The sequence below is a fragment of the Nocardia sp. Marseille-Q1738 genome (genome assembly GCF_965283145.1).
This window is the reverse complement of sequence record NZ_CBDIMS010000011.1, coordinates 217,951-238,735: the sequence shown is the minus strand read 5'-3', so window position 1 is coordinate 238,735 and position 20,785 is coordinate 217,951. Positions and strand designations below refer to the sequence as shown.

The 20,785-nt window shown below is 65.1% G+C and carries 24 protein-coding genes; 5 read left to right on the top strand and 19 right to left on the bottom strand.

Annotation, left to right across the window (positions count from 1 at the left end):
- A complete protein-coding gene (locus ACWPXK_RS30465) occupies positions 1–312 on the top strand; it encodes a hypothetical protein (protein WP_454199614.1) in 312 nt (103 codons plus the stop codon).
- A 159-nt stretch (positions 313–471) separates the two neighbouring features.
- Entirely contained in the window at positions 472–636 is a 165-nt protein-coding gene (locus ACWPXK_RS30460; protein WP_454199613.1) for a hypothetical protein, read from the top strand.
- A 60-nt stretch (positions 637–696) separates the two neighbouring features.
- Here ACWPXK_RS30460 and ACWPXK_RS30455 read toward each other — a convergent pair whose 3' ends face one another.
- Genes ACWPXK_RS30455 through ACWPXK_RS30445 form a run of 3 tightly spaced genes read right to left on the bottom strand, consistent with a single transcriptional unit; the run spans position 697 to position 2,608 of the window.
- On the bottom strand, positions 697–1,068 hold the full coding sequence (locus ACWPXK_RS30455) for a hypothetical protein (RefSeq protein ID WP_454199612.1): 372 nt from the start codon (positions 1,066–1,068) through the stop codon (positions 697–699).
- A complete protein-coding gene (locus ACWPXK_RS30450) occupies positions 1,061–1,441 on the bottom strand; it encodes a hypothetical protein (RefSeq protein WP_454199611.1) in 381 nt (126 codons plus the stop codon). The genes ACWPXK_RS30455 and ACWPXK_RS30450 overlap by 8 nt, the downstream gene beginning before the upstream one ends.
- 51 nt (positions 1,442–1,492) lie before the next feature.
- A complete protein-coding gene (locus ACWPXK_RS30445; RefSeq protein ID WP_454199610.1) occupies positions 1,493–2,608 on the bottom strand; it encodes an alpha/beta hydrolase family protein in 1,116 nt (371 codons plus the stop codon).
- Between the two features lie 165 nt (positions 2,609–2,773).
- Between ACWPXK_RS30445 and ACWPXK_RS30440 the strand changes: the two genes are divergently transcribed.
- Complete coding sequence (locus ACWPXK_RS30440; RefSeq protein WP_454199609.1) at positions 2,774–3,013, top strand: hypothetical protein; 240 nt, start codon at positions 2,774–2,776, stop codon at positions 3,011–3,013.
- Here ACWPXK_RS30440 and ACWPXK_RS30435 read toward each other — a convergent pair.
- From ACWPXK_RS30435 to ACWPXK_RS30370, 14 genes are all read right to left on the bottom strand, one after another.
- A complete protein-coding gene (locus tag ACWPXK_RS30435; protein WP_454199608.1) occupies positions 3,010–3,624 on the bottom strand; it encodes a hypothetical protein in 615 nt (204 codons plus the stop codon). The genes ACWPXK_RS30440 and ACWPXK_RS30435 overlap by 4 nt on opposite strands.
- Positions 3,621–5,090, bottom strand: coding sequence for a hypothetical protein (locus ACWPXK_RS30430; protein ID WP_454199607.1), 1,470 nt, complete (start codon positions 5,088–5,090; stop codon positions 3,621–3,623). Before ACWPXK_RS30430 ends, ACWPXK_RS30435 begins: the two co-directional genes overlap by 4 nt.
- Positions 5,087–5,500, bottom strand: coding sequence for a hypothetical protein (locus tag ACWPXK_RS30425; protein ID WP_454199606.1), 414 nt, complete (start codon positions 5,498–5,500; stop codon positions 5,087–5,089). Before ACWPXK_RS30425 ends, ACWPXK_RS30430 begins: the two co-directional genes overlap by 4 nt.
- A 154-nt stretch (positions 5,501–5,654) precedes the next feature.
- Positions 5,655–6,026: a hypothetical protein gene (locus tag ACWPXK_RS30420; protein ID WP_454199605.1), complete on the bottom strand. Its 372-nt coding sequence runs from the start codon at positions 6,024–6,026 to the stop codon at positions 5,655–5,657.
- Positions 6,023–6,259 (bottom strand): phage holin, encoded by a 237-nt coding sequence (locus ACWPXK_RS30415; protein WP_454199604.1) that lies wholly within the window; start codon positions 6,257–6,259, stop codon positions 6,023–6,025. The genes ACWPXK_RS30420 and ACWPXK_RS30415 overlap by 4 nt, the downstream gene beginning before the upstream one ends.
- Positions 6,259–7,059: an N-acetylmuramoyl-L-alanine amidase gene (locus ACWPXK_RS30410; protein WP_454199603.1), complete on the bottom strand. Its 801-nt coding sequence runs from the start codon at positions 7,057–7,059 to the stop codon at positions 6,259–6,261. Before ACWPXK_RS30410 ends, ACWPXK_RS30415 begins: the two co-directional genes overlap by 1 nt.
- Positions 7,060–7,066: 7 nt before the next feature.
- Positions 7,067–8,110: a hypothetical protein gene (locus ACWPXK_RS30405; RefSeq protein WP_454199602.1), complete on the bottom strand. Its 1,044-nt coding sequence runs from the start codon at positions 8,108–8,110 to the stop codon at positions 7,067–7,069.
- On the bottom strand, positions 8,107–9,180 hold the full coding sequence (locus ACWPXK_RS30400) for a hypothetical protein (RefSeq protein WP_454199601.1): 1,074 nt from the start codon (positions 9,178–9,180) through the stop codon (positions 8,107–8,109). Before ACWPXK_RS30400 ends, ACWPXK_RS30405 begins: the two co-directional genes overlap by 4 nt.
- The gene (locus ACWPXK_RS30395; RefSeq protein ID WP_454199600.1) at positions 9,177–10,220 is read right to left on the bottom strand and encodes a hypothetical protein; all 1,044 of its coding nucleotides are present in this window, start codon (positions 10,218–10,220) and stop codon (positions 9,177–9,179) included. Before ACWPXK_RS30395 ends, ACWPXK_RS30400 begins: the two co-directional genes overlap by 4 nt.
- A gap of 15 nt (positions 10,221–10,235) precedes the next feature.
- On the bottom strand, positions 10,236–11,045 hold the full coding sequence (locus ACWPXK_RS30390; protein WP_454199599.1) for an HNH endonuclease signature motif containing protein: 810 nt from the start codon (positions 11,043–11,045) through the stop codon (positions 10,236–10,238).
- Between the two features lie 48 nt (positions 11,046–11,093).
- Positions 11,094–12,737, bottom strand: coding sequence for a Gp37-like protein (locus ACWPXK_RS30385; RefSeq protein WP_454199598.1), 1,644 nt, complete (start codon positions 12,735–12,737; stop codon positions 11,094–11,096).
- Positions 12,734–13,633, bottom strand: coding sequence for a phage tail protein (locus tag ACWPXK_RS30380; protein ID WP_454199597.1), 900 nt, complete (start codon positions 13,631–13,633; stop codon positions 12,734–12,736). Before ACWPXK_RS30380 ends, ACWPXK_RS30385 begins: the two co-directional genes overlap by 4 nt.
- A complete protein-coding gene (locus ACWPXK_RS30375; RefSeq protein ID WP_454199596.1) occupies positions 13,630–13,839 on the bottom strand; it encodes a hypothetical protein in 210 nt (69 codons plus the stop codon). The genes ACWPXK_RS30380 and ACWPXK_RS30375 overlap by 4 nt, the downstream gene beginning before the upstream one ends.
- Positions 13,836–17,654, bottom strand: a complete 3,819-nt coding sequence (locus tag ACWPXK_RS30370) for a hypothetical protein (protein WP_454199595.1) — start codon at positions 17,652–17,654, stop codon at positions 13,836–13,838. The genes ACWPXK_RS30375 and ACWPXK_RS30370 overlap by 4 nt, the downstream gene beginning before the upstream one ends.
- 121 nt (positions 17,655–17,775) lie before the next feature.
- Here ACWPXK_RS30370 and ACWPXK_RS30365 point away from each other — a divergent pair, with 121 nt between their 5' ends.
- Positions 17,776–18,036, top strand: coding sequence for a hypothetical protein (locus ACWPXK_RS30365; protein ID WP_454199594.1), 261 nt, complete (start codon positions 17,776–17,778; stop codon positions 18,034–18,036).
- A 387-nt stretch (positions 18,037–18,423) separates the two neighbouring features.
- On the opposite strand, the gene ACWPXK_RS30360 is transcribed toward ACWPXK_RS30365, so the two are convergent.
- The gene (locus ACWPXK_RS30360; protein ID WP_454199593.1) at positions 18,424–18,651 is read right to left on the bottom strand and encodes a hypothetical protein; all 228 of its coding nucleotides are present in this window, start codon (positions 18,649–18,651) and stop codon (positions 18,424–18,426) included.
- A 173-nt stretch (positions 18,652–18,824) separates the two neighbouring features.
- Positions 18,825–19,166, bottom strand: a complete 342-nt coding sequence (locus ACWPXK_RS30355; protein WP_454199592.1) for a hypothetical protein — start codon at positions 19,164–19,166, stop codon at positions 18,825–18,827.
- 372 nt (positions 19,167–19,538) lie between these two features.
- Here ACWPXK_RS30355 and ACWPXK_RS30350 point away from each other — a divergent pair, with 372 nt between their 5' ends.
- Entirely contained in the window at positions 19,539–20,771 is a 1,233-nt protein-coding gene (locus ACWPXK_RS30350; RefSeq protein ID WP_454199591.1) for an IS110 family transposase, read from the top strand.
- The last annotated feature ends 14 nt before the right edge of the window (positions 20,772–20,785 follow it).

The window sequence follows — 20,785 nt, the reverse complement described above, 5'->3', positions numbered from 1 at the left end:
ATGAATCGACTTGCGATCTACGACCGGCTCCCCGTGTGGACATCGGACTGGCACCGGTTCCGCCGCACGCTGCTCAAGCTGATGCCGCCTTCGCGGCGCGAGTTCGAATCGCTACTGCCATTCCCGTGCGATCCCGGTAGCAGGACAACGGGCTTTCCCATACGCCGCGAGTTCGGGGGTTGGGCGGTCCGGCCCGACCGGGGTTGGCGCAGCATTCGCTGGATCACTCCGCCTCTGCACTTCACTCGCGCCATCCCCGCGGGCGATGCAGACGCCGCGGCGGACTGGGCGCTCGAACGGATGGGCCTGTAGCGGCCCGATACCTTCGTGCAGCCTGCCTCCTGCACGACGCAGACCGTCCCCCGGCCCCCGCACCAGGTCGGGGGCGGTTCTGTATCCGGACACGACGAAACGCCCCGCAGATCCAAAGACCTGCGGGGCATCTGTATGCGGGATAGGAGAATGGAAGCCATGAGCGAGCAGCCGCAGATCCGCATCAGCACCGACCCCAACAAGCCCGGCGCCGCTCGGATGCAGGAGAAGTTGGACAAGCTCGTCTCCGAGAACCTCGACACCCTGAACACCATGCAGGCCGAGGCGGGACTACTGCCGATCGCCGACCCGCGCGAGTCCTGAACGTGAAGAACGCCCCCGCCGGTCTGTGAAGACCAAGCGGGGGCGTCCGTATATGTTGCGTCAGGCCGACGCGAGTTCGCGTTCTATCTCCGTCGTCGATACCCGCTGTCGAATCCGATCCGTCCAACGGCGATCATTGGCAGCCAGCGCAGCCGCCACCGCCATGCCGACGGTGGTGTCGACGTGCGCCTCCAGCCCCTCGGGGGCGGTCGGGTCGTTGGCTCGCCACGTCATGAACCGGAACACGTGCTCATCGGGGTAGTAGATGGCCATGTGACCACCCTCGGGGAAATGGTCGCCCATTATCTCCAGTACCTGCCCCAGAGAGTCGGACTCCAGGCAGACCACAGTCTTATCGGCTTTGATCACACCGCGCCTGGTCAGGCGCTGGAAAACCCTGGCGGCGGTTCTGCGTGCATCATGCTCAGCCATTGGCCCACCTCCTCGCGACCGACTCCCAGTTGGCTTGTATCCAGTCATACTGTAGGTCATATTCTCGGTCCACGACCGCCTCGTCGCCTGCGTTGAGTTCGCAGATCACGGCTCTGTCGGCCTGCCTGTTCAGGTGGTCCGAACGTCTCAAGCGGTGCCTGTGAAGCTGCCCGTGGCAGCAGTCGATCGACTCGACTTCGAAGCGGTCGTCACCCGCACGCGCCCACACCGACATGGAGAAGTCGCGGATCTGGCCGCGGTAGGTGGCGTAGCGGACGACGAGATCGATACGCCATTTCTCGTACTCCCCCAGCTTGAACGCGAAGGTCTGCTCATCGAGCGCCGACTTCGGCTTAGGCACGTAGTTGCCCACGGCTGGGAATCATCTCATATGCCGCTGACCGGCAACCGAGTATTGGACTACTCAGATCGCGGTGACCTCCGGCCAATCCGGGGACGGCAGGGACGGCATCGCCCCCACGCCGCGCACGTACGTGTCCAGGAATACGCGGGTCCACCACGGATGCAACGCCATCGCCCGATTTGGGTCGATGGTGCCGTTCAGGCTCGCCTTCTTGTCGGCCGCACACAGCAACCCGACGTCTGTGAACGCGTAGTGCTGCGTCCCGGACACCCGGTACCGGTGCAGTGGACCGTGGTTGGTGTTGGCGTAGTTCGCCCAGTCGGTCATGTAGGCGCTGTTCGGGTCGGCGGGCATCGACAGCAGCATCACCGGCTGCGGAACGCCATGAGTGAGTGCCTGATTGCTGGTCCCCGCGTATCCGACCGGGCCGTCCAGACACGCGACCGCCTTGACACGGTTTGGCTCGAGGTAGGCGGTTTCCATGCCGGTGGTGCCGCCGAAGCTGTGCCCCACGATCGCGACCTTGCTGGCGTCGGCCTGGGCGCCGATACCGTTGGGCAGGCTGGTCAACTGATCGAGCAGGTAGCGCACGTCGCCCACCCTCGCCGCAAGGCATTTCGCCCACTGATTGCCCACGTACGAGGCGTTCTGCGCGATCACCCCGTTGCTCCACTCCGTCACGATCGACTCGTACGTGCAGCTAATGGTCAGCACGAGATACCCGTGCGAGGCCAGATCCTCGGCCAAGATGCTCGAGTGATTGCCGGGCACACCGAACCCTGGGGAGAAGATCACTACGGGCAGCGGGCCGAGGTCGGTACGGATCGCACCATCCAGCACGGCGCGGGTATCTCGCGCCCGGATGTTCGGGTACATCGTGTCGCCGACCGGCGGGCCGAAGAAACCGCAGGAAATCGCCCCGTTCCACCAGCTCTTGCTACAGCTGCGGCCCTCTATGCCATTGGTCAGCTGCAACGCCATGGTCTCGTCATAGCTGTCGGCGACCGACAGATACCGCGCCCACGCGCCTGATGCTGCGGTGGGATACCAGGCGGTGACGGAGATTCGCCGCGGTGCCGAGTTGGTGAAGGGGTCCGGCCGGGGATCGGACAGGAAGAGCCGCCGCGCGGCCACAGAGTACGGTCCGGTCAGGGCAGGCAGCAGGGTGGCGGCCACGGCTTCCTCTTTTCAGTTAGGGGGCAAAGGAATTCAGAGGTTTGTTTTCCGTGAATGTCTGGCGTGTCCGACCTGAGGCGGGCAGGATGATCCCCGCGCGGAGCTACGTCGGGGGATGCAGCAAACGAAGCCGCGCGTTCAACCAGCGAGGAATCGGGAAATCACATGAAGCGGCTTGCGCAAGCGGCATTCGTCATCGCCATCACCACAGCCGGGATCACCCTCGGCGCAGGAACCGCCAGCGCCTACGAAACGGGCGTCATCATCGGCCGCGAGAACTGCGAGCAGGTCGCAAGGCAGATCAGGCAGCAGGGATTTTGGGCGCGGTGCAACCACATTCACGGCGACCGGTATTACGTGCGGTGGGAGAACCGACCGCCTTCGACGGGGAGCTTCGGCTCCTAGATGTCGGCTGCCGACCAGTCGTCGAGCGCGTAGGAGTAGCTGGGGTTGCCCGCGAAGTCCTCGGACGTGATCACGGTCAACCCCACATAGCGCGTGGTCGAGCCGATCGCGATCACTCCGCCGCTATCCGTCCAGGTCACAGTCGGCGTGCCCGACCCAGCAAGGTACACCGAGTACAGGTTGCCGATCGCGGTGATCCGGACGACGGTGCCGCTGTTGATCGTCAGCCCGGCCTGACTCGCACGCTGTGTGGGGGTGCCCGAGATCCTGGTGAAGATGAAGCAGGTGTTGTTTGTGACCAGCGCTTCTACCCGGTCGCCCGAGGAGTTGCAGCGCAGGAAGGGGCCCGCGCCGAGACCGAGTGACGCTGTGCCGGTGGGGGTCACGGCTGTGGCGATGGACTCCTGTGCGTCGCTGAGCAACGCCGCTGTCCAGCGGGCCCCGTACACGGTCGAGGCGTTCACTGGTCCCGTGGTGCCGCCCTGGGCTTTGTTGCTGCTGATCACCGGCGCGGCCGTGAGCGTCACCCAGTTGCTTCCGAGCCCCCCGTTGGCGCGATTGAAGTCGTCGCTGTAAGTGGCCCCCGAGCGACCTGCGACGACGAACATCATGTCGTGGTCGCCTTGATCGAGGCTTGCAGCCCGGTACCGGCCGGGGAGTCGACGGTGGTGATGTAGACAGTGATCCGGTCCCCCGCGGTCACCGACCAAGGTCCACCGGCGGTGACGACGGTGTCAGCGGCGTGGTTGGCGGCCGAGATCGTGGAAGCCGCGGGCATTCCGGTGTTGGAGCCGTTCTTACGGAGTTCGACTATCAGGTTGCCGGTGCCCGCTGTCTCCCCCCGGAACGTGACCGCGCTGATGGAGATGTTGCGTTCGACGCGCACACCTTCGGGGATGATGTTGCCCGCGCCGGTCGCACGAGCACCGGAGTGGGTTTTCATCGTCCAGTCGTAGGCCTGCCCTGCCGCAGTGGGTGTGCGGGCATCCGACAGGCGAGAGTCGTTGCCTTCCGCCGCCGTGCCCGCGGTCGTGCCGAGCACCAGACTCGACGTGCCCGCGCCGATCGCTGTGCGCGCAGCGGCCTGACTCGCGGCAGTAAGAACATCGCGGCCTACGGTCGTCGAATCCGAGATGTCGGTCGCGGTATGCGTGTGAGCGGTGTTCGCCTTTCCCGCCAGACCCGGAACAGTAGGGCTGGCCGCGGTGCCACCGAGGTCCCCGGCGAGCTGCACGATGCCCTTGCTGCTGGTCGTGGCGTCCGGCGCCGGGGGACCCGTCGCGCCGGTGTCGCCGCGGGGGATCGTGAAATCGGCGGTCCACACTGGCGGGCCGCCGCCGATTGTCACTACCGCGGAGGAGCCCGGAGCGCCGGTGGTGACGGTGCCGACATTCAAATCGAAGCTGTTGACGGCGTTCTGCGCGGCAGTTGCCGAAGTCGCCGCCGCGGTGGCGCTGTCCTCCGCATCATCCGCGGCGTCGAGAGCTTCCTGGATGGCAGGCACTTCGACGCCGGGCAGGAAAGTGCCGTCGTCGAGGCCGAACACCAGTGCGTTGCCGTCGAGTTCGACCGACACCACCGACAGGCCACGGGTCACGGCGTTGCCCGAGCTCGACGGCACGGGTGATGCCAGCGCCAGATCCACCAACCCCACCGACCCGGTATCCGGATCTTCCGGATCCGGGCCAGGAATGAACTCTGGGACGTTGATGGAAAACGGTGAGATCGGCACTGGAGTGCCGAGGTACGACAGGTCGAAGCTGACGGTCCACGTCCACCCGGAGGGGTTCATCGTGCCGCTGATCGGCGCCGCTAGGTATACGCCCCTCTCTCCGCGCCACGTCAGATAGCCCTCGTCGTCCAATGTCGCGGTGTAGTAGGGGTTGGTCAGGGGCGCGACCGTGGCGGGCGGATCGGCGTTTGGTACAAGGAATTTCGGCACGGACGCCGTGAACGTCACCCTCCCCTCGAGCGGAGGGAAGTCCGGGATAACGCCGACATCGGGACTGTCGATAATGCCCGCCAGCAGCCTGCCTACGACCTTGCCGTACTTCAGCGGCGACAACGGATTGGTCATGCACACCCCAACTTGTCGAGACCGGCCAGGATCGTGTCTGCGGCTTCACGGCGCGCTTTAGCCTGCTCAGGCGTCAGATTCGGGTTCGGCGGATTCACCTTGATGGACACCGCGAACACCTGATACAAGGGACACAGGATCTCCGTGGATGTGCGCTCTTGCACGTCTTGGACCTTCATGAACAGCCAGCCGAGCGCTGCCGTGAGCACCAGATTGAAGGCAATGCTCGCTGTGGCCACTTTCAGGCCGATCCGGTTGGCCCGGGTATCAGTGGCGACCTTCTGGGTATCGTTCGCTACCTTCTCGATACGCTGGAGCATTTCCTCATACGTATTCACTCGGACGGTCAGTCCGTTCACGGATTTCTGGAGTTTGTTCACAGCTGCCACCAGCTCAACGATTTCCGTCATCGCTACCCCTTCTGACCCGGGTTCATCTGCTTCTCCAAACGGTCGACCTGCTTAGCCAGGTCGTCGATGAGAGACCGCAGTTTCCCGAATGTTTCGTAGGTTTCACGAGACGCGTCCTCGTCGAAATCGTGGTCACGCTCGTATCGACCCGGCATCACTGCCGCCTGTGATCGCGCATATCAGCGGCCTCCCGAATGGCCTCTGTCGCCCGCACCAATTGAGCAGCGAGCTGTGTGTTGATGAGTTGGTTCAGGTCGGACAGGTTGCCCTCGAACCGGGTGCTGCGTTCACGCTCCTTGTCGAGCGCGTCCTCGAGCCGCTCAACCTCTTTGCTATGAGCCGACTGGAGGCTGGCTATCGCGTTGCTGTGAGCAGCATCGATTCGAGCGATTTCACTGCCGTGGGCCGCTTCCGACCGCTTGTAGAGGAAGACTGTGGCGTAGACAAAGAAGGCCGCTATGACGCCGATGGCACCGTACTGCACGAACGCATCGGTCAACGGCTGCACTTCGCCGCCAGTGCTCACATCTGGTCCGTGGCGACCTGTCGCTTACCGGCCGGCGACACCTTGGACCGCGCGATTTCGGCCGCAGGGATGCCGAGGACGGCCGCAATCACGGCGGTGATGATGTCGCCCATGGATTGGTCGACGGTGCCGCGGGCTACCAGCGTGCCCACCAGGATGGCCAGCAGCGGGTAGAGGATGGTGCGGATCGGCTCACTGCGGACCGCGTTCAGGACTGCGTTCACGATACTCATCACTTGCCGCCTTCGATCTCAGCGAGGACGACTTTCGCGCCCTCGTCGCCTTTTGCTGCTTCACGCTTGACCAGGTCAACCGCCCAGCCGACGCCCTTGAGCGCCTCGCGCTCGACGTGCTCCTCGTGGATCCGGGCGTCGATGTTCAGCACGAACCCGGCCACGGTGTCGACCAGGCCGTCGTCCTTCCGGTACTTCGACCGCGACGGGAACCGCTTGCTGAGCTCTTCGTCGGCCAGGGACATAACCGCCTCCTTCAGGGTGGAATTCGAGTAGCGTGCGACGGCCGCGGAGAACACGTCCCACGGGAAATGAGGTCCGACGTCGGTGTGCGATCCGAGACCGAGACCGACGGTGACCGCGTTGTGGTCGGCGATCCCCGGGATGCCGCGACCGAGGTCATGCGGGGAGATGGTGCGCGGCGGGATGCCGTGCTTCAGGCAGTCCTGCACCGCGAGGTAGGCGGCGATGTCGATCGCGCGGCCCATGTTGTCCAGCCACTGCTGCCGTGTCCATGCCGCGCGGGATCCGGCGAAGCACAGGTTGATCGCCTTCGGGTTGGCGTCGAGCACCGACCACGACGCCAGGTCGGTGTCCACGACATCGACGACGTTTCCGGCATTGTCGACCGTGTAGTGGTAGGACACACCGGAGTTGGGGTTCTGCAAGTAGTTGGCCAGCGACTGGGCGGTGCCGTTGCCTTCCTGCGTGTGCAGGAGGAACCAGATCGGCCGGCGGCCGCGGGGATGGCAATTGGGAGAGATTCCCGTTTGGTCGGATTCGTTGAACGCGGGCTTCATAGTTCCCTCACTGGAAGAGAGGCATCGCGTACACAGTGAGGAACGCGATGTCAGTGACGATGGAATAGTTCGCGGTGCCGTACGCGCGCACGACCCGCACATAGAACGTGTTGGTTTGCCCCGCGGCGACGATCCCGATGTTCGTCGCGGCCGGGGACAGCACCTGCGAAAACCTGGGCAGGATCTTCGTCCAGATCGAGTTCGCGGCAGGGAAACCCTGGCCCCAGGCGACAATCGGGCCGTCCTCGGATCCCGAGCGGACTTCGACGTCGACGCGGGCCTGGCCGAGGGACTGCACGTGGCATTGCGTCGGTAGGCGGCCGATGATGTAGGGCCGCCACGGATACGGTTGCGCAGGCGTGGTGATGCTGGCGACGGTGCGCGGTGCTTCCGCCGAGTTGGAGGTCGCGGCGAATCTGGTCCCGCCGATCGTCCACGGCCCCCGCCATGTCGGGGATGGGGCCGGAACGAACTTGCTCAGGGTGGCGTTCCATTGCAGCACCATGTTGTCGCCGAGCGCCTGCGTGGACGTATCCACATCCGAGGCGTCTTGGATGCGGCCCGCGACACCCGCGTCGCCGGTGGCGCCGGTCGCGCCCTTGGGGACGGTGATGGTGAGGACCTGATTCGGTGAGGTGCCGGTCAGCGTCGCCGACGCCGAAGACCCGGTCGCACCGGTGACCGCGGCACCGGTGAGGACGTTCGGCGGCCCCTGATGGCCGGTTGCCTGCATGGCGTCGGCGAACGGGATCCAGTAGCGGCCGTTCCACAACCGCATTTCGTTGGCGGACTGCACCCACCACGCCTTGTCCCGGTCGGCGAAGGTGAGGGTCATCGCGTCGAGCGTCGCTTGGTTGGCGACGGCGCCCATGAAGATGAACCCGTAGGACGGATCTCCCTGCGGGCCTTGGATTCCCTTCGGCCCGGAGCGGATCTCCAGGCGCCCTTCGTCGTCGTATATCTCCAGGCTGTTGACGGTGCTGGGCAGTGTCTCGTCCTCGACGATCCCCGCCATCGTGAACTGCACGTCACGGTCGTACACAGTGGTCATGGAGCCTCCACCGGCTGGGCCCAGACGATGATCGAGGCACCGGCCCGCTTGTAGGTGTAATTGCCGGCACCCGCATTCCTCCTGGCGACCACATACAGCGTCGCCGCGGTGGATGGGGCGATCGTCCCTGTGGTACTGCCAGCGCTGAAGCTGGACGCGAAGTGGGGTCGAAGTCGCGCGTACCACTCGAGGTGGACGGAGTTCCCGACGCCGCGGGCGAGGATCTCACCGGACGCGGACCCGTTGCGCACCTCGAGGTCGACGCGAGTCGAGTAGTCCGTGGGCACGGAGGTGAGCGAGGCGCCGCCGATGATGAAGGGCCGCCACCTGATCGGCAGAGCAGGGATGTTGATCGTGGCGATCGTCAGCGGGTTGGTGGAGATGTTCGTCTGGTCTGCGATGAATCCAGAACTGGGATTGTCCCAACTCTGTGCTTCCATCACCGACCACGGTCCACGGAATCCCGGCCATTCGGTGGGCGTCCATTTGCTGTCGGTCGGGTCCCACAGCGGGATCATCCCGTTGGTGTGGGTGATGGTGTTGTCGTAGTCGGTCGAACTCCGTAGCGGTCCGGGTGGGCCCTGCAAGCCCTTCTGCCCTGTACCGCCGCGAGGGACAGTGAGGTTCAATGTCTGGTTCGGGGGTGTGCCGGTGATGGACACGACCAGCGGCGACCCCACAGCACCTGTGGTGACGGTGCCGATGGACAGGGTGTTCACCTGCCCGGTCGGCCCCAGTCCACCGAATGCGTCGACGAACTGGACGAACTTCGTTCCGGTCCAGAACATCACGGAGTTGTCCGACAGCACCCGGAACGCGAACCCGAACATGTGCTCGTTCAACAGGGGGATCAGGGCGTCCAGGGCGGGGCGGTCGGCGACGTCGCCCTGCCAGCGGAACGGTGTCCCATCATCGCCCTGCGGACCCTGTGGCCCCTGGGCGCCGTGCAAGTTCTCGTAGCTGCCGTCAGCGGGGGTGCCTTCGAGGCTGGTGACGATCCCCGGGTTGCCGACGCCCTCGTTGATGCCCCGGAACAGGGTTTGGTCGAAGTAGTCGCCGACGGTGGTCACAGGCTCACCGGCATCGCATACACGGTGAAACTGGCTCCGGCTTGCCGGTAGGCGATTGTTCCTTGCCCACCTTGGCGTTCCACCATCACCACAATCTGAGAGGTGTAATTAGCAGGCACGACAGCATAATCCGAACTGGGCGACATACCCACACTGTTGAGATCGCCGTAATATTCGTGGATTTCGGCCATGTCCCAGAAGGTCTGCCAATAGTTGACGCCGATCCCGACCGCGACACCGGACTCATTCCACAGCCGGGGGATCACGAATGCGTGCGTGATGTTGGTGTTGTCCGAATACAGCTGGATCGCGCCCATGCACATGGGCCGCCACGAGAACGGCAACGCCGGAAAGGTCGCCGTCAGCACCTTGAAGCTGTCCACCGCAGCAGAGTCGTCGGCGGCGAAATCCGCAGAGCTCCAATGCCATGGCCCATACCCGCACGGCGGGGGTGTCGGCCGGAACCGGCGCGAAACCCTGCTGTAGGAGAACATGCTCCGCTTGACCGGACCCTGCGTGGAGTCGTAGTCCGGGGAGGTAGTGATCGTCCCCGACGATCCCGCGGGTCCGGTCGCGCCACGGTCCCCCGCGGGGACGGTGAGTTGAATCGTCTGCGTGGAGGAGTTGATCGGCTTGATGTCGACAGCGGGGATGGTGACGGTCTCGTCGGAGACCACATCCAGCGCGGTGAGGGTGTTCGCCGGCGCGACGGGTCCTTGTGGGCCGACAGCGCCGGGGACGTTGATCCACGAGTCGCCGTCCCAGAAGTCCATCGAGCCGTCATCCAGGCGGTGCCACCACTTGCCGCGGTCGGCGGCCGTCAGCCCGCCAGGTCGCGCGCCAACGTTGGCGATCGAGCCGACCTTGATGAACGGCGCCTGCGGCTCCCCCGGAGGCCCCGGGTCGCCTTCGGGCCCTTCCGGCAACGGGAGCGCCGCGGCGGTCGCCGACAGCGTTACTTCTGCGGTGAGTACCGGCAGGCCGTCGAGGTCGTCCTCTTCGGTGATGGTGACGTGCGCCGGGAAGGAAACCTCCGCCATGATCCTCCTCAGGTGTTATGGCACGTGAGTCCAGGTCTTTCGTCGCACGATGGCGGAGATTGCGACCTGCGAGACTCCGTAGCGGTCGGCGATGGACTGCTGGTTCTCTCCGTTGGCGTGGGCATTCCGAATGACCGGGATGTCCTGTTCGGTCAACTTCGCGAGAGCATGACGAGACCCGCGCGCGGCCTTCTGTCTCATCGCCTCAGAGCGCGGCCCGGCATGGGCCCGGCCTCGCTCGTCGCGATCGCGGACGTTGTCGACTCTCGTACCCGTGATCAGGTTGTGCGGGTTGATGTCTAACGGGACATCGTTCTTGTGCCGGATGATCGAACCGTTCGGGATCGGGCCGACGAACAGCTCGTATGCGATCCTGTGGGCGAACACGTTGCGCCCCTGATGACGCACTGTCCCGTAGCCTTTTTCGTCGACGGGGCCTTTCCAGAGCCACGGAATGCCAGCCTCCGGCGGCTCTCCCGGCATGAACCACCGAAAGGTCTCTTCTAAGGTCAGTCCATTGGGCCTCCGCTTGGAGGCCGTCGTTGCCATATATTTCCGTCCGGCTAGCGGGTCTCCGTGTTCACGGAGCCGCTTCAGATGTCTGTTGCAGAGACCGTGCCCCTTTCGGAGATCAGTGCAGCCGTCGATCTCGCACTGCTTCTCCTCTGGCACCACTTGACTTTTGGGTGACTTCTGTCGTGCCCGGCTCGCCGCGCGGACGCACTCGCGGCAGTAGCTATCACGGCCGCTGTATCGAGCGGCGTTGCGGTTGAAGTCGATGACCGGTTTCGTCTGCGCGCACTTGGGGCAGTAAGCATAGTCCATGCACCCAGTTTAACCCTATCGGCAAGATGCGTTCCAACTGGCGATATATCAGAAAATCACCAAGTCCAAGTCCGCCCCGACATCCATGAAGATCTGTTTGACCGCCCCGGCGACCTGGCCCATGCGAGACCATGCCTTGACAACCGAGTCCTCTTCGTCGGCGCCATCGCCCACTGTGATCTCCCATCTACCGGGGGTTGTGCGGTCATCGACGAAAGTGGCTTCGGTGACGTAGTCCACGAAGATCAAATCGCCTACCTTGAAACCGATTTGGTCGCCGATCCAGAAATCGGCGTTGGGGCCCAGGATGTAGGGGGCGTTGTCCTGCACGGTGACTCGGTGGCTGGTGTAGCCGCGGGTCTGGTGCAGGCCCGTCTTCCCGGCCATCAAGCCGTCGATCGTGAACGCCTTATCCGAGCCGGTGACGAAATGTTCCTGGAAGGCGAACGGGCCCGCGCGCTGCACACGGTTCAGGTCCACGTATTCGGCGAACGCCAGGAACACGTCGTCGAGTTGACCCATGTACAACGCGTCCAGCCCCGGCAATCCGATCAACAAACCCAACCAAGCCAAGGCATTCTTGATCGCAAAGCTGATCGAGGCGTTGACCCACCCTGGGCTCCGCCCGCCGACGAACACGTGCGTGGCGAGGGGTTTGTGGATGCTGATGTCCGATGCGCCGAGCCCGGAGTACTCGCCATCCATGTACCAAATCCACGGGAAATGTTGCCTATTTCCGAGTGGGGTGTTGGCGTACGCCTGCTCGTAATCCCCGGAAGTCGAGTAGTCGGGGTACCGGATCGGTGTGGTGCCGTCGTCGAAGAAGTCTTCGAAAAACCTGGTGATGCCGTCGAGCAGGGTGCCGGTCGCGCCGACAACGTTCGACTTGTCGACCGTGGTCACATAGACGGTGGGGCGGTCGAGGTAGAACCATTCCGGGTCGGGCTGCTCATCCTCGGCATCCGGGAGATAGAACTGCGCGGTGAGGCAGATCCCGGTCCCCTCCAGCAGCGGCAGGAACGCCTGATCAGCGTGGTCAAATCTCAGCGACACTCCCCCGAACGGTGAGGTGTCGGTGAGCACGTTGATGCCGCCGACCGCGATCGGCCACGCGATAGACCCGACCTCGGCCCAGTCCGGAGCGCCGTTCCACTGATCCGCCGACCAGAACGCCTGACGGCGAAGATAGTTCGCGATCAGGGTCAGGTGGATGATCGTGCGGATTCCGGCGATCATGAACCAGTGCCGCGGCAGCTGCGCCAACAGCGGAGCGAAAGGCGACGCCCAGCACACGGTGGTCGAGATGTGGTTCCAGCAGTGGATGGCTTCGATCTCGATCGTCTTGTTGCCACGTTCATCAACGACTTCCGCGGCGCGGGTGACGAACCCGTCCCACCTCTGACCGGTGGTCTCCACTGTGATCGGAATGGTCGCGTCTTCGCCGTCAGGATTGCGGAAGAAGTGGTCCCAATGCACCATGTCCGGCGGGCAGGTCATTTTCAGTCCGCCGGCGGCGTTCCTCACGTGGGAGAAGGTCAGCGATAGATACCGGCCTTCTTCACCGACCTCGCTCATCCACTTGTCGTAGTAGCGGACCGCCGCCCGCTGATCGCGCCATTCGTCCTGCTCGGCTTTCCGCAGAGCATCCATGCGCCGGACTTCGGTGTGCCCGTTCCAGGGTGGCGCGGTCACAGCGGCCTCGCGTTCTTCGGAGTCAGCGTGCCCACAACCTCACTAGTCAGGTCGCCGTCCTCGACGGTCACCGCTATTTCCGTGGTGCCCCACTCGGGGATGGGATTGAGGATGCGGCGGCCAGCCATCTGCGCCCACACATTGCGCAGATACACGCCGGACGCGTTGTACACGCGGGCAGTGCGGTTACGGGGATGTAGATCGATTTGCAGGGTCTCCCCCGCCGCAAGCAGCGGGCACCGCAGCATCCGCACCTCCCCTTCAGGATCCGCGAGCGGGTCGAAATCCTGAATCGAGTAGCGGCCAGGGCCTTTGCAGGTGTAGGTGGCCCAACCCGGTTCCGATGCGTCGTTGCGCATCTTCAGCACACCCTGGTTCGTGCCAGCCGTGTTGACCCAAGGCACTTCCCGCTCGAGCGCCGACCAGAACGCGTCGAAACCGACCGCGGACACGGTGTAGGACTCATGCAGGTTGATGCCGGGATCGATCCCTGACAGCGGCTCCGGCGCGTCGCCCAGATACAGCGGTACTCGGCGCCAGCCTTTGACCTTGGTCCAGTAGCAGAGGTGGCCGGGTTTCTTCCGGGACCAGCCGCGCCACCACAGATCGTGCACGGTCTGCCAATGCCGCATATCGCGGATCTCCAGGCCGACATCGTTGCCGATGGAGACGTTGAAGTCCATCATCCGCTTCGACACCACCGCCCGACGGAAGGTGCCGCCATCCTGGCGGGCACCCGCGTCGAACAACAGCTCATGCGGCGGGAAGAAGTGGCCTTTCGGGTCGGCGCCCAAGATCACGCCTTCCGCCCCGACGCCCGGCCCGGCCAGATGCCATGCCCGCCCGTTGACGTCTATCCAGACGATCTTGGTGTGGTCGCCGGTCAGCAGGCTCACCGGCGCCGCTCCATCGCCAGCAGCGTCACCGCCGAATAGACGACGTCCTCATCGACACCAAACTGCCGCAGCGACTCCGCAAGATCGGCAGACCGGGCCGCGAGCGTCTTCCGTGGTGCCCGCAGCTCAGCAGTGAATGCCTCGTGCGCCTGCTTCAACAACTCGCCGTCCAAACCGACTGCCGCGGCGAAGTCTTCACGGGTCATCGGCCGAGACCTCCTCTGCGCTGGTTGGCCAGAGTCCGGCGCCGCCACACCCGTTCCACTGCTGCTGCAGCGGAGTTCGGGTCCATGCCGTAGTTGTTCACTGTCATTCCCCCACCACCTGCCAGGCCCATGCCGATCACGCCTGCGCCCGTCTGCAGCATCTCTTTCCAGTTGTCCTGGAGGAGCTGCTGGAATTCGCCGGTCGTCTTCTGCCACTGGCCCGCAGCCTGGGACCCGAGGTTGGCCATCGCACCCTCTGGGGTCGGGGCCATCCACCATGGCGCGGGTCCGTTGAACAGTTCACCGGTCAGGGGTGTGCCTTGCAGCGGGTGCTGACCCTGGGTTTGCGTGTCGGCGTTCGTGGCACTGGTGGTTGTGCTGGGCGGGTTGTACACCGCCTCGACACCATCGCCGCCCACGGTCGGTGCCGGGGTTGTGGATGTACCGAGGTTGGTTGGCCAGTTGTCGACCCATACCGGGACCGCGATGCCGGACGGGCGGGTACCGCTGCCGGTCGAACCGCCTGGCGAGCTGCCCGAACCAGATCCGCCGCCACTGAGTCCGCCCGGGGCTGAGCCGGACCCGCCGCCACCGCGCGTGCCGGGGCTGCCCTCGGCGAGCGGGTTGCCGGGAATCGGGAAGTGCCACTTCAGCGGGAAATCGGCCGCGCCCTTCGCGCCCGCACCAACCTCGACACCGTCCGTGCCGCTGCTCTCGACATTCAGGTCGCCGAGAGTGGTCGCCATGTGGCTATTGGGGCCGCCGCCGCCGCGCATCACACCGATCGACATGTCTCCGGGGCCGCCGAGGCCGGGCAGGAATCCGAACTTGGTGAAATCGCTCTCGGTATTGAAGTAGCGCGCGTTCGGGGCCTTGCCGTTCAGCTTCGCCCATATACCGCCCGCGATGCCGGAGCAGTCCCACGACGGGTTGCCTGTGCCGCCGTACTGATACGGCTTGCCCGCTTGGCCTCGCGCCCAGTTCTGGGTGTCGACCAGGCCGCCCGTAGCGAATCCCGGCACCATGTCGTGCAGCAGCCACGCGGGCGGCACCCACCCGTTGTTGATCGCCTCGAGGAACGGCAGGGTAGCGGGGTTCGCGGCCTGCGCGCGGGTGACGTAGGCGAGGTGCTCCTTGTTGGATACGCGGATGATGTTCGCGTCGTCGGTGGGGCCGCCGATGCCGCGGATCAGGCCGCCGTCGCGGAACTTCAGCATGGCGTTTCCGAGATCCTGCGCGGCACCGGCGCCGGGGATCTCGATCGAGCCGATCTTGCCTGGCACCTTTGCGAGGATGCCGCCGAGGAAATGCACCGCCGGGCGCAGGGTATCGGCGATCCCCGACCAGATGGTCTTGATCACGCGACCGGCCGCGCCGAACGCTTCGCCGACGAAGCCGATTCCTTTCTTCATGTTGTCGAATATCGGCGAAACGACCTTATTCCAGGCGAATTCTATTGCGGTGCCTACGCCCTTGAAAACGGGGTCTACGACGTTGTCTTTGAAGAAGGATATCGCCGTGCCGACGAGTCCGATGCCCTTTTTCATGTTGTCGAAGATCGGCGACCCGACGTTATCCCACAGCCATGAAATCACCGCGCCGACAGCCTGGAACGCGGGCGTGGCGACATTCTTCCACCAATAAGAGATTGCGTCGCCGACCAGGCCGATTACGGCCTTGAAGTTGTTGAACACCGGTGAGCCGATGTTGTCCCACCAATACGAGATGACAGCACCAACCGCCGTGAACGCGGGCGTAACGATGCTGTTCCACCACCACGAGATCACATTTCCTACGACCTCGAACGCGGCCTTCACCCCGTTGAACGCGGGCTGCACTATCCCGGTCCACCAAGCGGAAATCAGAGACCCGATGAAACCAAATACCGGCCGAAACACGTTCGTCCACAGCCAGTTTGCCTTGTCGCCTATCCACTGGATACCCGTGAGAATCCCTTGCCAGGCGACCTTGAGGAACTCCCAGGTTGCGGAAACGGCGGTCTTGATGCCGCCCCAGATCGCCGTCCACCACCGCTTGCCGGTCTCGGTCTTGGTGAAGAACGCCCACAGCGCGACGCCGATAGCCGCGACGGCCGCGATAGTCAGCCCGATAGGGCCGGTGGCGAACGCCATCGCCACACCGAACGCTCGCGCCGCCACAGCCCCCGCGATCAGAGCGACCCGGTGTGCGGCAAGCGCGATCGTGTTACCGGTCAGCGAGAGCGCGCTACGCCCCATCGCCGCGGCGAACACACCCTGAGCCACCGACGAAGCGAACGTTATGGCATTCCATGCCACCATCGCCGCGCCGATCACCCGGGCGGCGGTCGCGGCCGCCAGCAGATAGGGGGCCAGCGGTGCCATATGCGCGAGCACGGTGGCCAGGGGTGGGGCGATGGCCGCGAGCACCGACGCCCACGGAGTGAACGCCTGCACCAGGGCAGGAATCAGCGGGGCAAGCCGCTGCATGACCTCGCCCAGCGCCGGCATGAGGATCTCCGCCATCGCGGCCATGCCGGGCGTGGCCTGGCGGATCGCATCGCCGATCGCTGCGAACCCGGGCGCGAGGGCCGCGGCCGAGATGCTGCCGAGGGTGCTGAACAGATTGAACAGCGGGCCGACGACCGCGGCGATATTGGCGAACACCTGCTGGGCGCGGTCGAACACCGCCGTGATCTGATCGGCGGAGATATTCCTCAGCTTGTCGCCGAGGCCCAACAGTAAATCGTTCAGTCCGCCGCCGGAGCCCGCCACTGTAGATGCGGCTGTAGCCGCGAATTGAGCCAGCCCGAGCGTGAAGCCGCCCAGCCCGTTCTCGCCGGCGGACAACACCGTGAAGAATTGATTTGAGGCGTCGGTCATTTGTTGAAATGCGGCGACACCTTCCGTCCCGGAAAGGGATTCGGATACCTCGGTACCAATTCGCCCGAAAACCCCCGACAACGCAGCAACTTTCGGCGACAGAGTATCGAGCAGTGTCCCGATATTTCCGAACGCCGGAATCAGTGCAGCCGAGAAATCGTCGGTCACTGCGCGCTTCAGGGCGTCGAATGCGTTCAGCATCGGCGCCATACGCTCGCCGATCATCGCGTAGAAGGGATCGACGTTCCCGCCCGATCCCTGATTCTGCGCGTCGGCGAGAGATTTCGCTGCCTCCGCGACCTGTTGCTGTGCCTCGGCCAACTTCTCGTTGGCGTCGATGACGCGCTCTTTGGCGGCGACGACCTGATCGGAGCCTTCGATGCCGTCGCGGTTGGCCTTGTCGGCCTTCTCCGCTTCGTCGCGGGATCGCTCCTGGGTCTCGATGAGGTCCAGCTCCGCGCGCTGTACCCGGTCCGCCGCCTCCTCGCGGTCGTCCGCGCTGGCTTTCGGATCGGCCAGCGTCTTGGCCAGATCTTGGCGCGCCTTCCGGACATCCCGGGCCGCCTCGCGCTCGTTGAGCGAGTTGTCCCGCAACGCCTTGTTCAGATCGTCGATCTGCCTGCGGGCGTCCTCACGAGCCTGGGTGAGGTCTTCCTCAGCCTTTCGACTGTCCTCCTTGGCACGTTCGACGCCCTTCTCGGCGGCGGCCAGCCCTTTCGCGGCGCTGGCCACGGCCTTGGCCTGACCAGCGCCACCATCGCCGGACTCAAACGCCTTCTTGGCTTCGCCGAGCCCAGAGAATCCGATCTTCAGCGTGGCCAACGCCGGGGCGAGGACGCCTGCCGCCGCGCCAGCGGCAGCACCGGCAGCCGCCGCTACCGACGCCGCCAGACTCGCGAACGCCACACCGAGCCCGGAGACCACGCCGATAGCCGCCGCCCCGCCCACCGTCACCAGGGATAGGGCTCGAGCGAAACTTGTCATGGCCGAGGCGACCCGCACCACACTCTGTAGCACCAGGAACGCGGCGGTGACCTGACTGATTTCGCGGGCGACCCGCCCGGCGATCGCGGCGATGAGCCGCAGGGCGCCGGCGAGCCTGGTCAGACCCACCGAGGCCACCTGCCGCAGCGCGATCGCGGAGACGAAGGTCGCCGCAGAGAATGACTTCACGATCTTGGCCGCGATCCCGAACGCGGTCGAGATGCTGGCGGCGTTCACGACGAACAGCGACAGCCCGCGCGTGCCGATCTCGATCCCAGCGCCGATGCCCCGCAAGCCGGCGAGCAGACCGGACCGGATCCGGTCGGCGGCCGAGCGACCGCTGGATTCGTAGTTCGCGTTCCGGACGCCCGAGGCGATCGCCTCGCCGGCGTCGCGACCGGTGCGCTGCCCGGCAGTGACGAACCCCGCGCGGAACCGGCCCGCGGCGTCGCGGCCCGCATCCACATAGTCGGCGTTGCGGATCCCCGAGGCGATCGCCTCACCGGCGTCACGGCCCGCCTTACGCCCGGTGGTCTTGAGCCCGGCACCGATCCGAGTACCAGCTGACCTGCCGGTCGCCTCGTATTTCCCGGATTGGATGCCGGAGGTGATCGCGTCGCCGGTGTCGCGTCCAGCTTTGTGCCCGGCGGTGGTCAGCTGCCTGGACAGCTGGCGGTCGAGGCTGCCCTGGAGCCCGCGCAGTGTGGGGATGATCTGAAGGGCTGCGTATCCGATCGTCTCAGCCATCCTGGTCGCCTCCCTTCTGCGCTAGTTGGGCTTCGCGTTCGCGTTTGGCCTTGATCCGTTGCTGACGCAGCGCGGCGCGGCGCGAGGGCACGTTCTCAGTGGGAGTGCTAATCGGCGTCGGGCGTGCCGGGTGCTCGCGGCCAGCGAGGATGCCGGCGATGTCGGCCAGCAGATAGTCGGCATCGGTCCAGCGGGGGCGACCGTCGTTGCCGAGCATCACCAGTCGAGCGGTGGGCGGCAATTCCTGGACGCGGACCCAGATCTCACGCAGCGTCAGCAGCGGAACGCCCGCTTCATCTCGGCGCCAGCGGTCGGTGTAACGGAGGCGATGATGCTGCGACAGGTCGGCTTCGAGAGCGTCCTCGTGCTCGCCGACGATGCGCAGCAGCGCCGTCAGTTTCCCGCCGTGTTGAATCCCATCTCGTCGGCGACCAGCTCGGCGAACTCGTCGAAATTCCGCTTCCTCGGGAATTTCGCGAGGAAGACAGCCCACTGCTTCGGGCCGAGGATGTGCTCGATGGCGTCGATATGCTGGTTCTTGCTCGCCGCCTGCACAGCGACGGTCGGCCAGTCATCGACAGAGCCGGGGATCTCGAATTCCATACCGCCGTACTCGATCACGATGGTCTCGGCGCCTTCGGCCTCCCGCTGCGCCGCGGTCTTGCGCGGCGGCTTGTAGTCCTGCGGGACCGGCGCACCGTCCGGGCGGGGGCGATGACGACGGGGGTTGCTCATGTGCGAGTTTCCTAATCAGTTAGTAGGGATGGGGAGTACCGGCCGGAACGGCCGGGGTTCTTGTTCCTCGATCTGGTCTGCCGTCAGGTGACGCCCAGGGTTTCCTGGCGTTCGATGCCTTAAGAGAGAACGGCGCGCCTGAGGGCAGACCAGGCTGTGGGGTGGTGGGATGCCGTTGCTCGAGCCCGCCGCAGGGGTGACTTCTTCTATTCGTTCGCGAGCCCTGGAGCTCTTCGACAGCATGGAGTCCTGCGGTGTGCTGGAGTCACGGACGGCTAATGAGATGTCGGACCCTCGAGTCCCGTGATTAGGGTGCCGCGTGACCCCAACCAGGCTCATCCCCTGCACGAAACCTGATGAAGGAGAAGCGATTTGGGTTCCACTTGCGGAATCGACTGGGCAGAATCCCATCATGACGTCGCGATCGTCGACACCGACGGCCGGACGACGAGCAAAGCAAAGATCGGCCACAACGCGACAGGGTTCGCCCAACTGCTGAGCATGCTTGCCGAAGCCGGCGACACCGCCGAGAACCCGATCCCGATCGCCATCGAAACCGACCGTGGCCTGCTGGTGGCCGCGCTGCGGGCGACCGGTCGACCGGTCTATGCGATCAACCCGCTCTCGGCCTCGCGTTACCGCGCCCGCCACCAGGTGGCGGGCGCGAAATCCGATGCCGCCGACGCTGTGCTGTTGGCCAACATCCTGCGCACCGACGCGGACGCGCACCGACGCTTGCCCGCCGATACCGAACTCGCACAAGCGATTCGAGTCTTGGCTCGCGCTCAGCAGGACGCCGTGTGGTCGCGTCAGCAGATCGGCAACCGCGTCCGTGACCTGCTCAAAGACTTCTACCCCGCCGCTGTGGAAGCCTTCGCCGGCCTGTCTGGCGGCGGCCTGGCCCGCCGCGACGCCCGCACCATCCTGGCTGCGGCACCGACCCCAGCGCGGGCGGCGAGGCTGACCCGCACCCAGCTGCGGGCGCTGCTGGTCAAAGCGGGCCGTCAACGCGGCATCAATGACGACGCCGAACGGCTGCACGCGATCTTCCGTGCCAGCTACCTGCACCAACCGCCGATGGTGGAGAACGCCATGGGTATTCAGCTGTCTGCGCTGCTGCGCCAGTTCGATGCCGCGGCCACCGCCGCAGAAGACCTCGCGGAGGCGACCGCAGCCCATTTTGACAGGCACCCGGACGCGAAAATCCTCGTCAGCTTCCCCGGCCTGGGACCGTTGACCGGCGCCCGGGTGCTCGCCGAAATCGGAGACGACCGCAACCGCTTCGCCGACGCCCGCGGCCTCAAAGCCTTCGCCGGATCCGCACCCATCACCCGCGCCAGCGGCAAGAAAACCGTTGTGCTGCACCGCCATATCAAAAACAGGCGTCTCGCCGCCGTCGGGCCGATCTGGGCACTGTCCTCGCTGAAAGCCTCGCCCGGAGCGCGCCGGCATTTCGCTGCCCGCCGCGCCGCCGGTGACTGGAACCAGCAAGCTCAACGACACCTGTTCAACAAGTTCCTCGGCCAACTCCACCACTGCCTGCAAACCGGCAGCCTCTTCAACGAACATCACGCGTTTCCACCCCCTCTCGAGGTCGCGGCTTGACTTCTAACTTCATG

What these genes read in the sequence shown, in the direction of transcription:
- ACWPXK_RS30425 (WP_454199606.1), bottom strand. Translation starts at nt 5,500, where the DNA reads ATGACGGAAATCGTTGAGCTGGTGGCAGCTGTGAACAAACTCCAGAAA.
- ACWPXK_RS30455 (WP_454199612.1), bottom strand. Translation starts at nt 1,068, where the DNA reads ATGGCTGAGCATGATGCACGCAGAACCGCCGCCAGGGTTTTCCAGCGC.
- ACWPXK_RS30465 (WP_454199614.1), top strand. Translation starts at nt 1, where the DNA reads ATGAATCGACTTGCGATCTACGACCGGCTCCCCGTGTGGACATCGGAC.
- ACWPXK_RS30460 (WP_454199613.1), top strand. Translation starts at nt 472, where the DNA reads ATGAGCGAGCAGCCGCAGATCCGCATCAGCACCGACCCCAACAAGCCC.
- ACWPXK_RS30405 (WP_454199602.1), bottom strand. Translation starts at nt 8,110, where the DNA reads ATGACCACTGTGTACGACCGTGACGTGCAGTTCACGATGGCGGGGATC.
- ACWPXK_RS30410 (WP_454199603.1), bottom strand. Translation starts at nt 7,059, where the DNA reads ATGAAGCCCGCGTTCAACGAATCCGACCAAACGGGAATCTCTCCCAAT.
- ACWPXK_RS30435 (WP_454199608.1), bottom strand. Translation starts at nt 3,624, where the DNA reads ATGATGTTCGTCGTCGCAGGTCGCTCGGGGGCCACTTACAGCGACGAC.
- ACWPXK_RS30390 (WP_454199599.1), bottom strand. Translation starts at nt 11,045, where the DNA reads ATGGACTATGCTTACTGCCCCAAGTGCGCGCAGACGAAACCGGTCATC.
- ACWPXK_RS30375 (WP_454199596.1), bottom strand. Translation starts at nt 13,839, where the DNA reads ATGACCCGTGAAGACTTCGCCGCGGCAGTCGGTTTGGACGGCGAGTTG.
- ACWPXK_RS30355 (WP_454199592.1), bottom strand. Translation starts at nt 19,166, where the DNA reads ATGAGCAACCCCCGTCGTCATCGCCCCCGCCCGGACGGTGCGCCGGTC.
- ACWPXK_RS30395 (WP_454199600.1), bottom strand. Translation starts at nt 10,220, where the DNA reads ATGGCGGAGGTTTCCTTCCCGGCGCACGTCACCATCACCGAAGAGGAC.
- ACWPXK_RS30430 (WP_454199607.1), bottom strand. Translation starts at nt 5,090, where the DNA reads ATGACCAATCCGTTGTCGCCGCTGAAGTACGGCAAGGTCGTAGGCAGG.
- ACWPXK_RS30415 (WP_454199604.1), bottom strand. Translation starts at nt 6,259, where the DNA reads ATGAGTATCGTGAACGCAGTCCTGAACGCGGTCCGCAGTGAGCCGATC.
- ACWPXK_RS30365 (WP_454199594.1), top strand. Translation starts at nt 17,776, where the DNA reads ATGAGCCGCAGGGCGCCGGCGAGCCTGGTCAGACCCACCGAGGCCACC.
- ACWPXK_RS30440 (WP_454199609.1), top strand. Translation starts at nt 2,774, where the DNA reads ATGAAGCGGCTTGCGCAAGCGGCATTCGTCATCGCCATCACCACAGCC.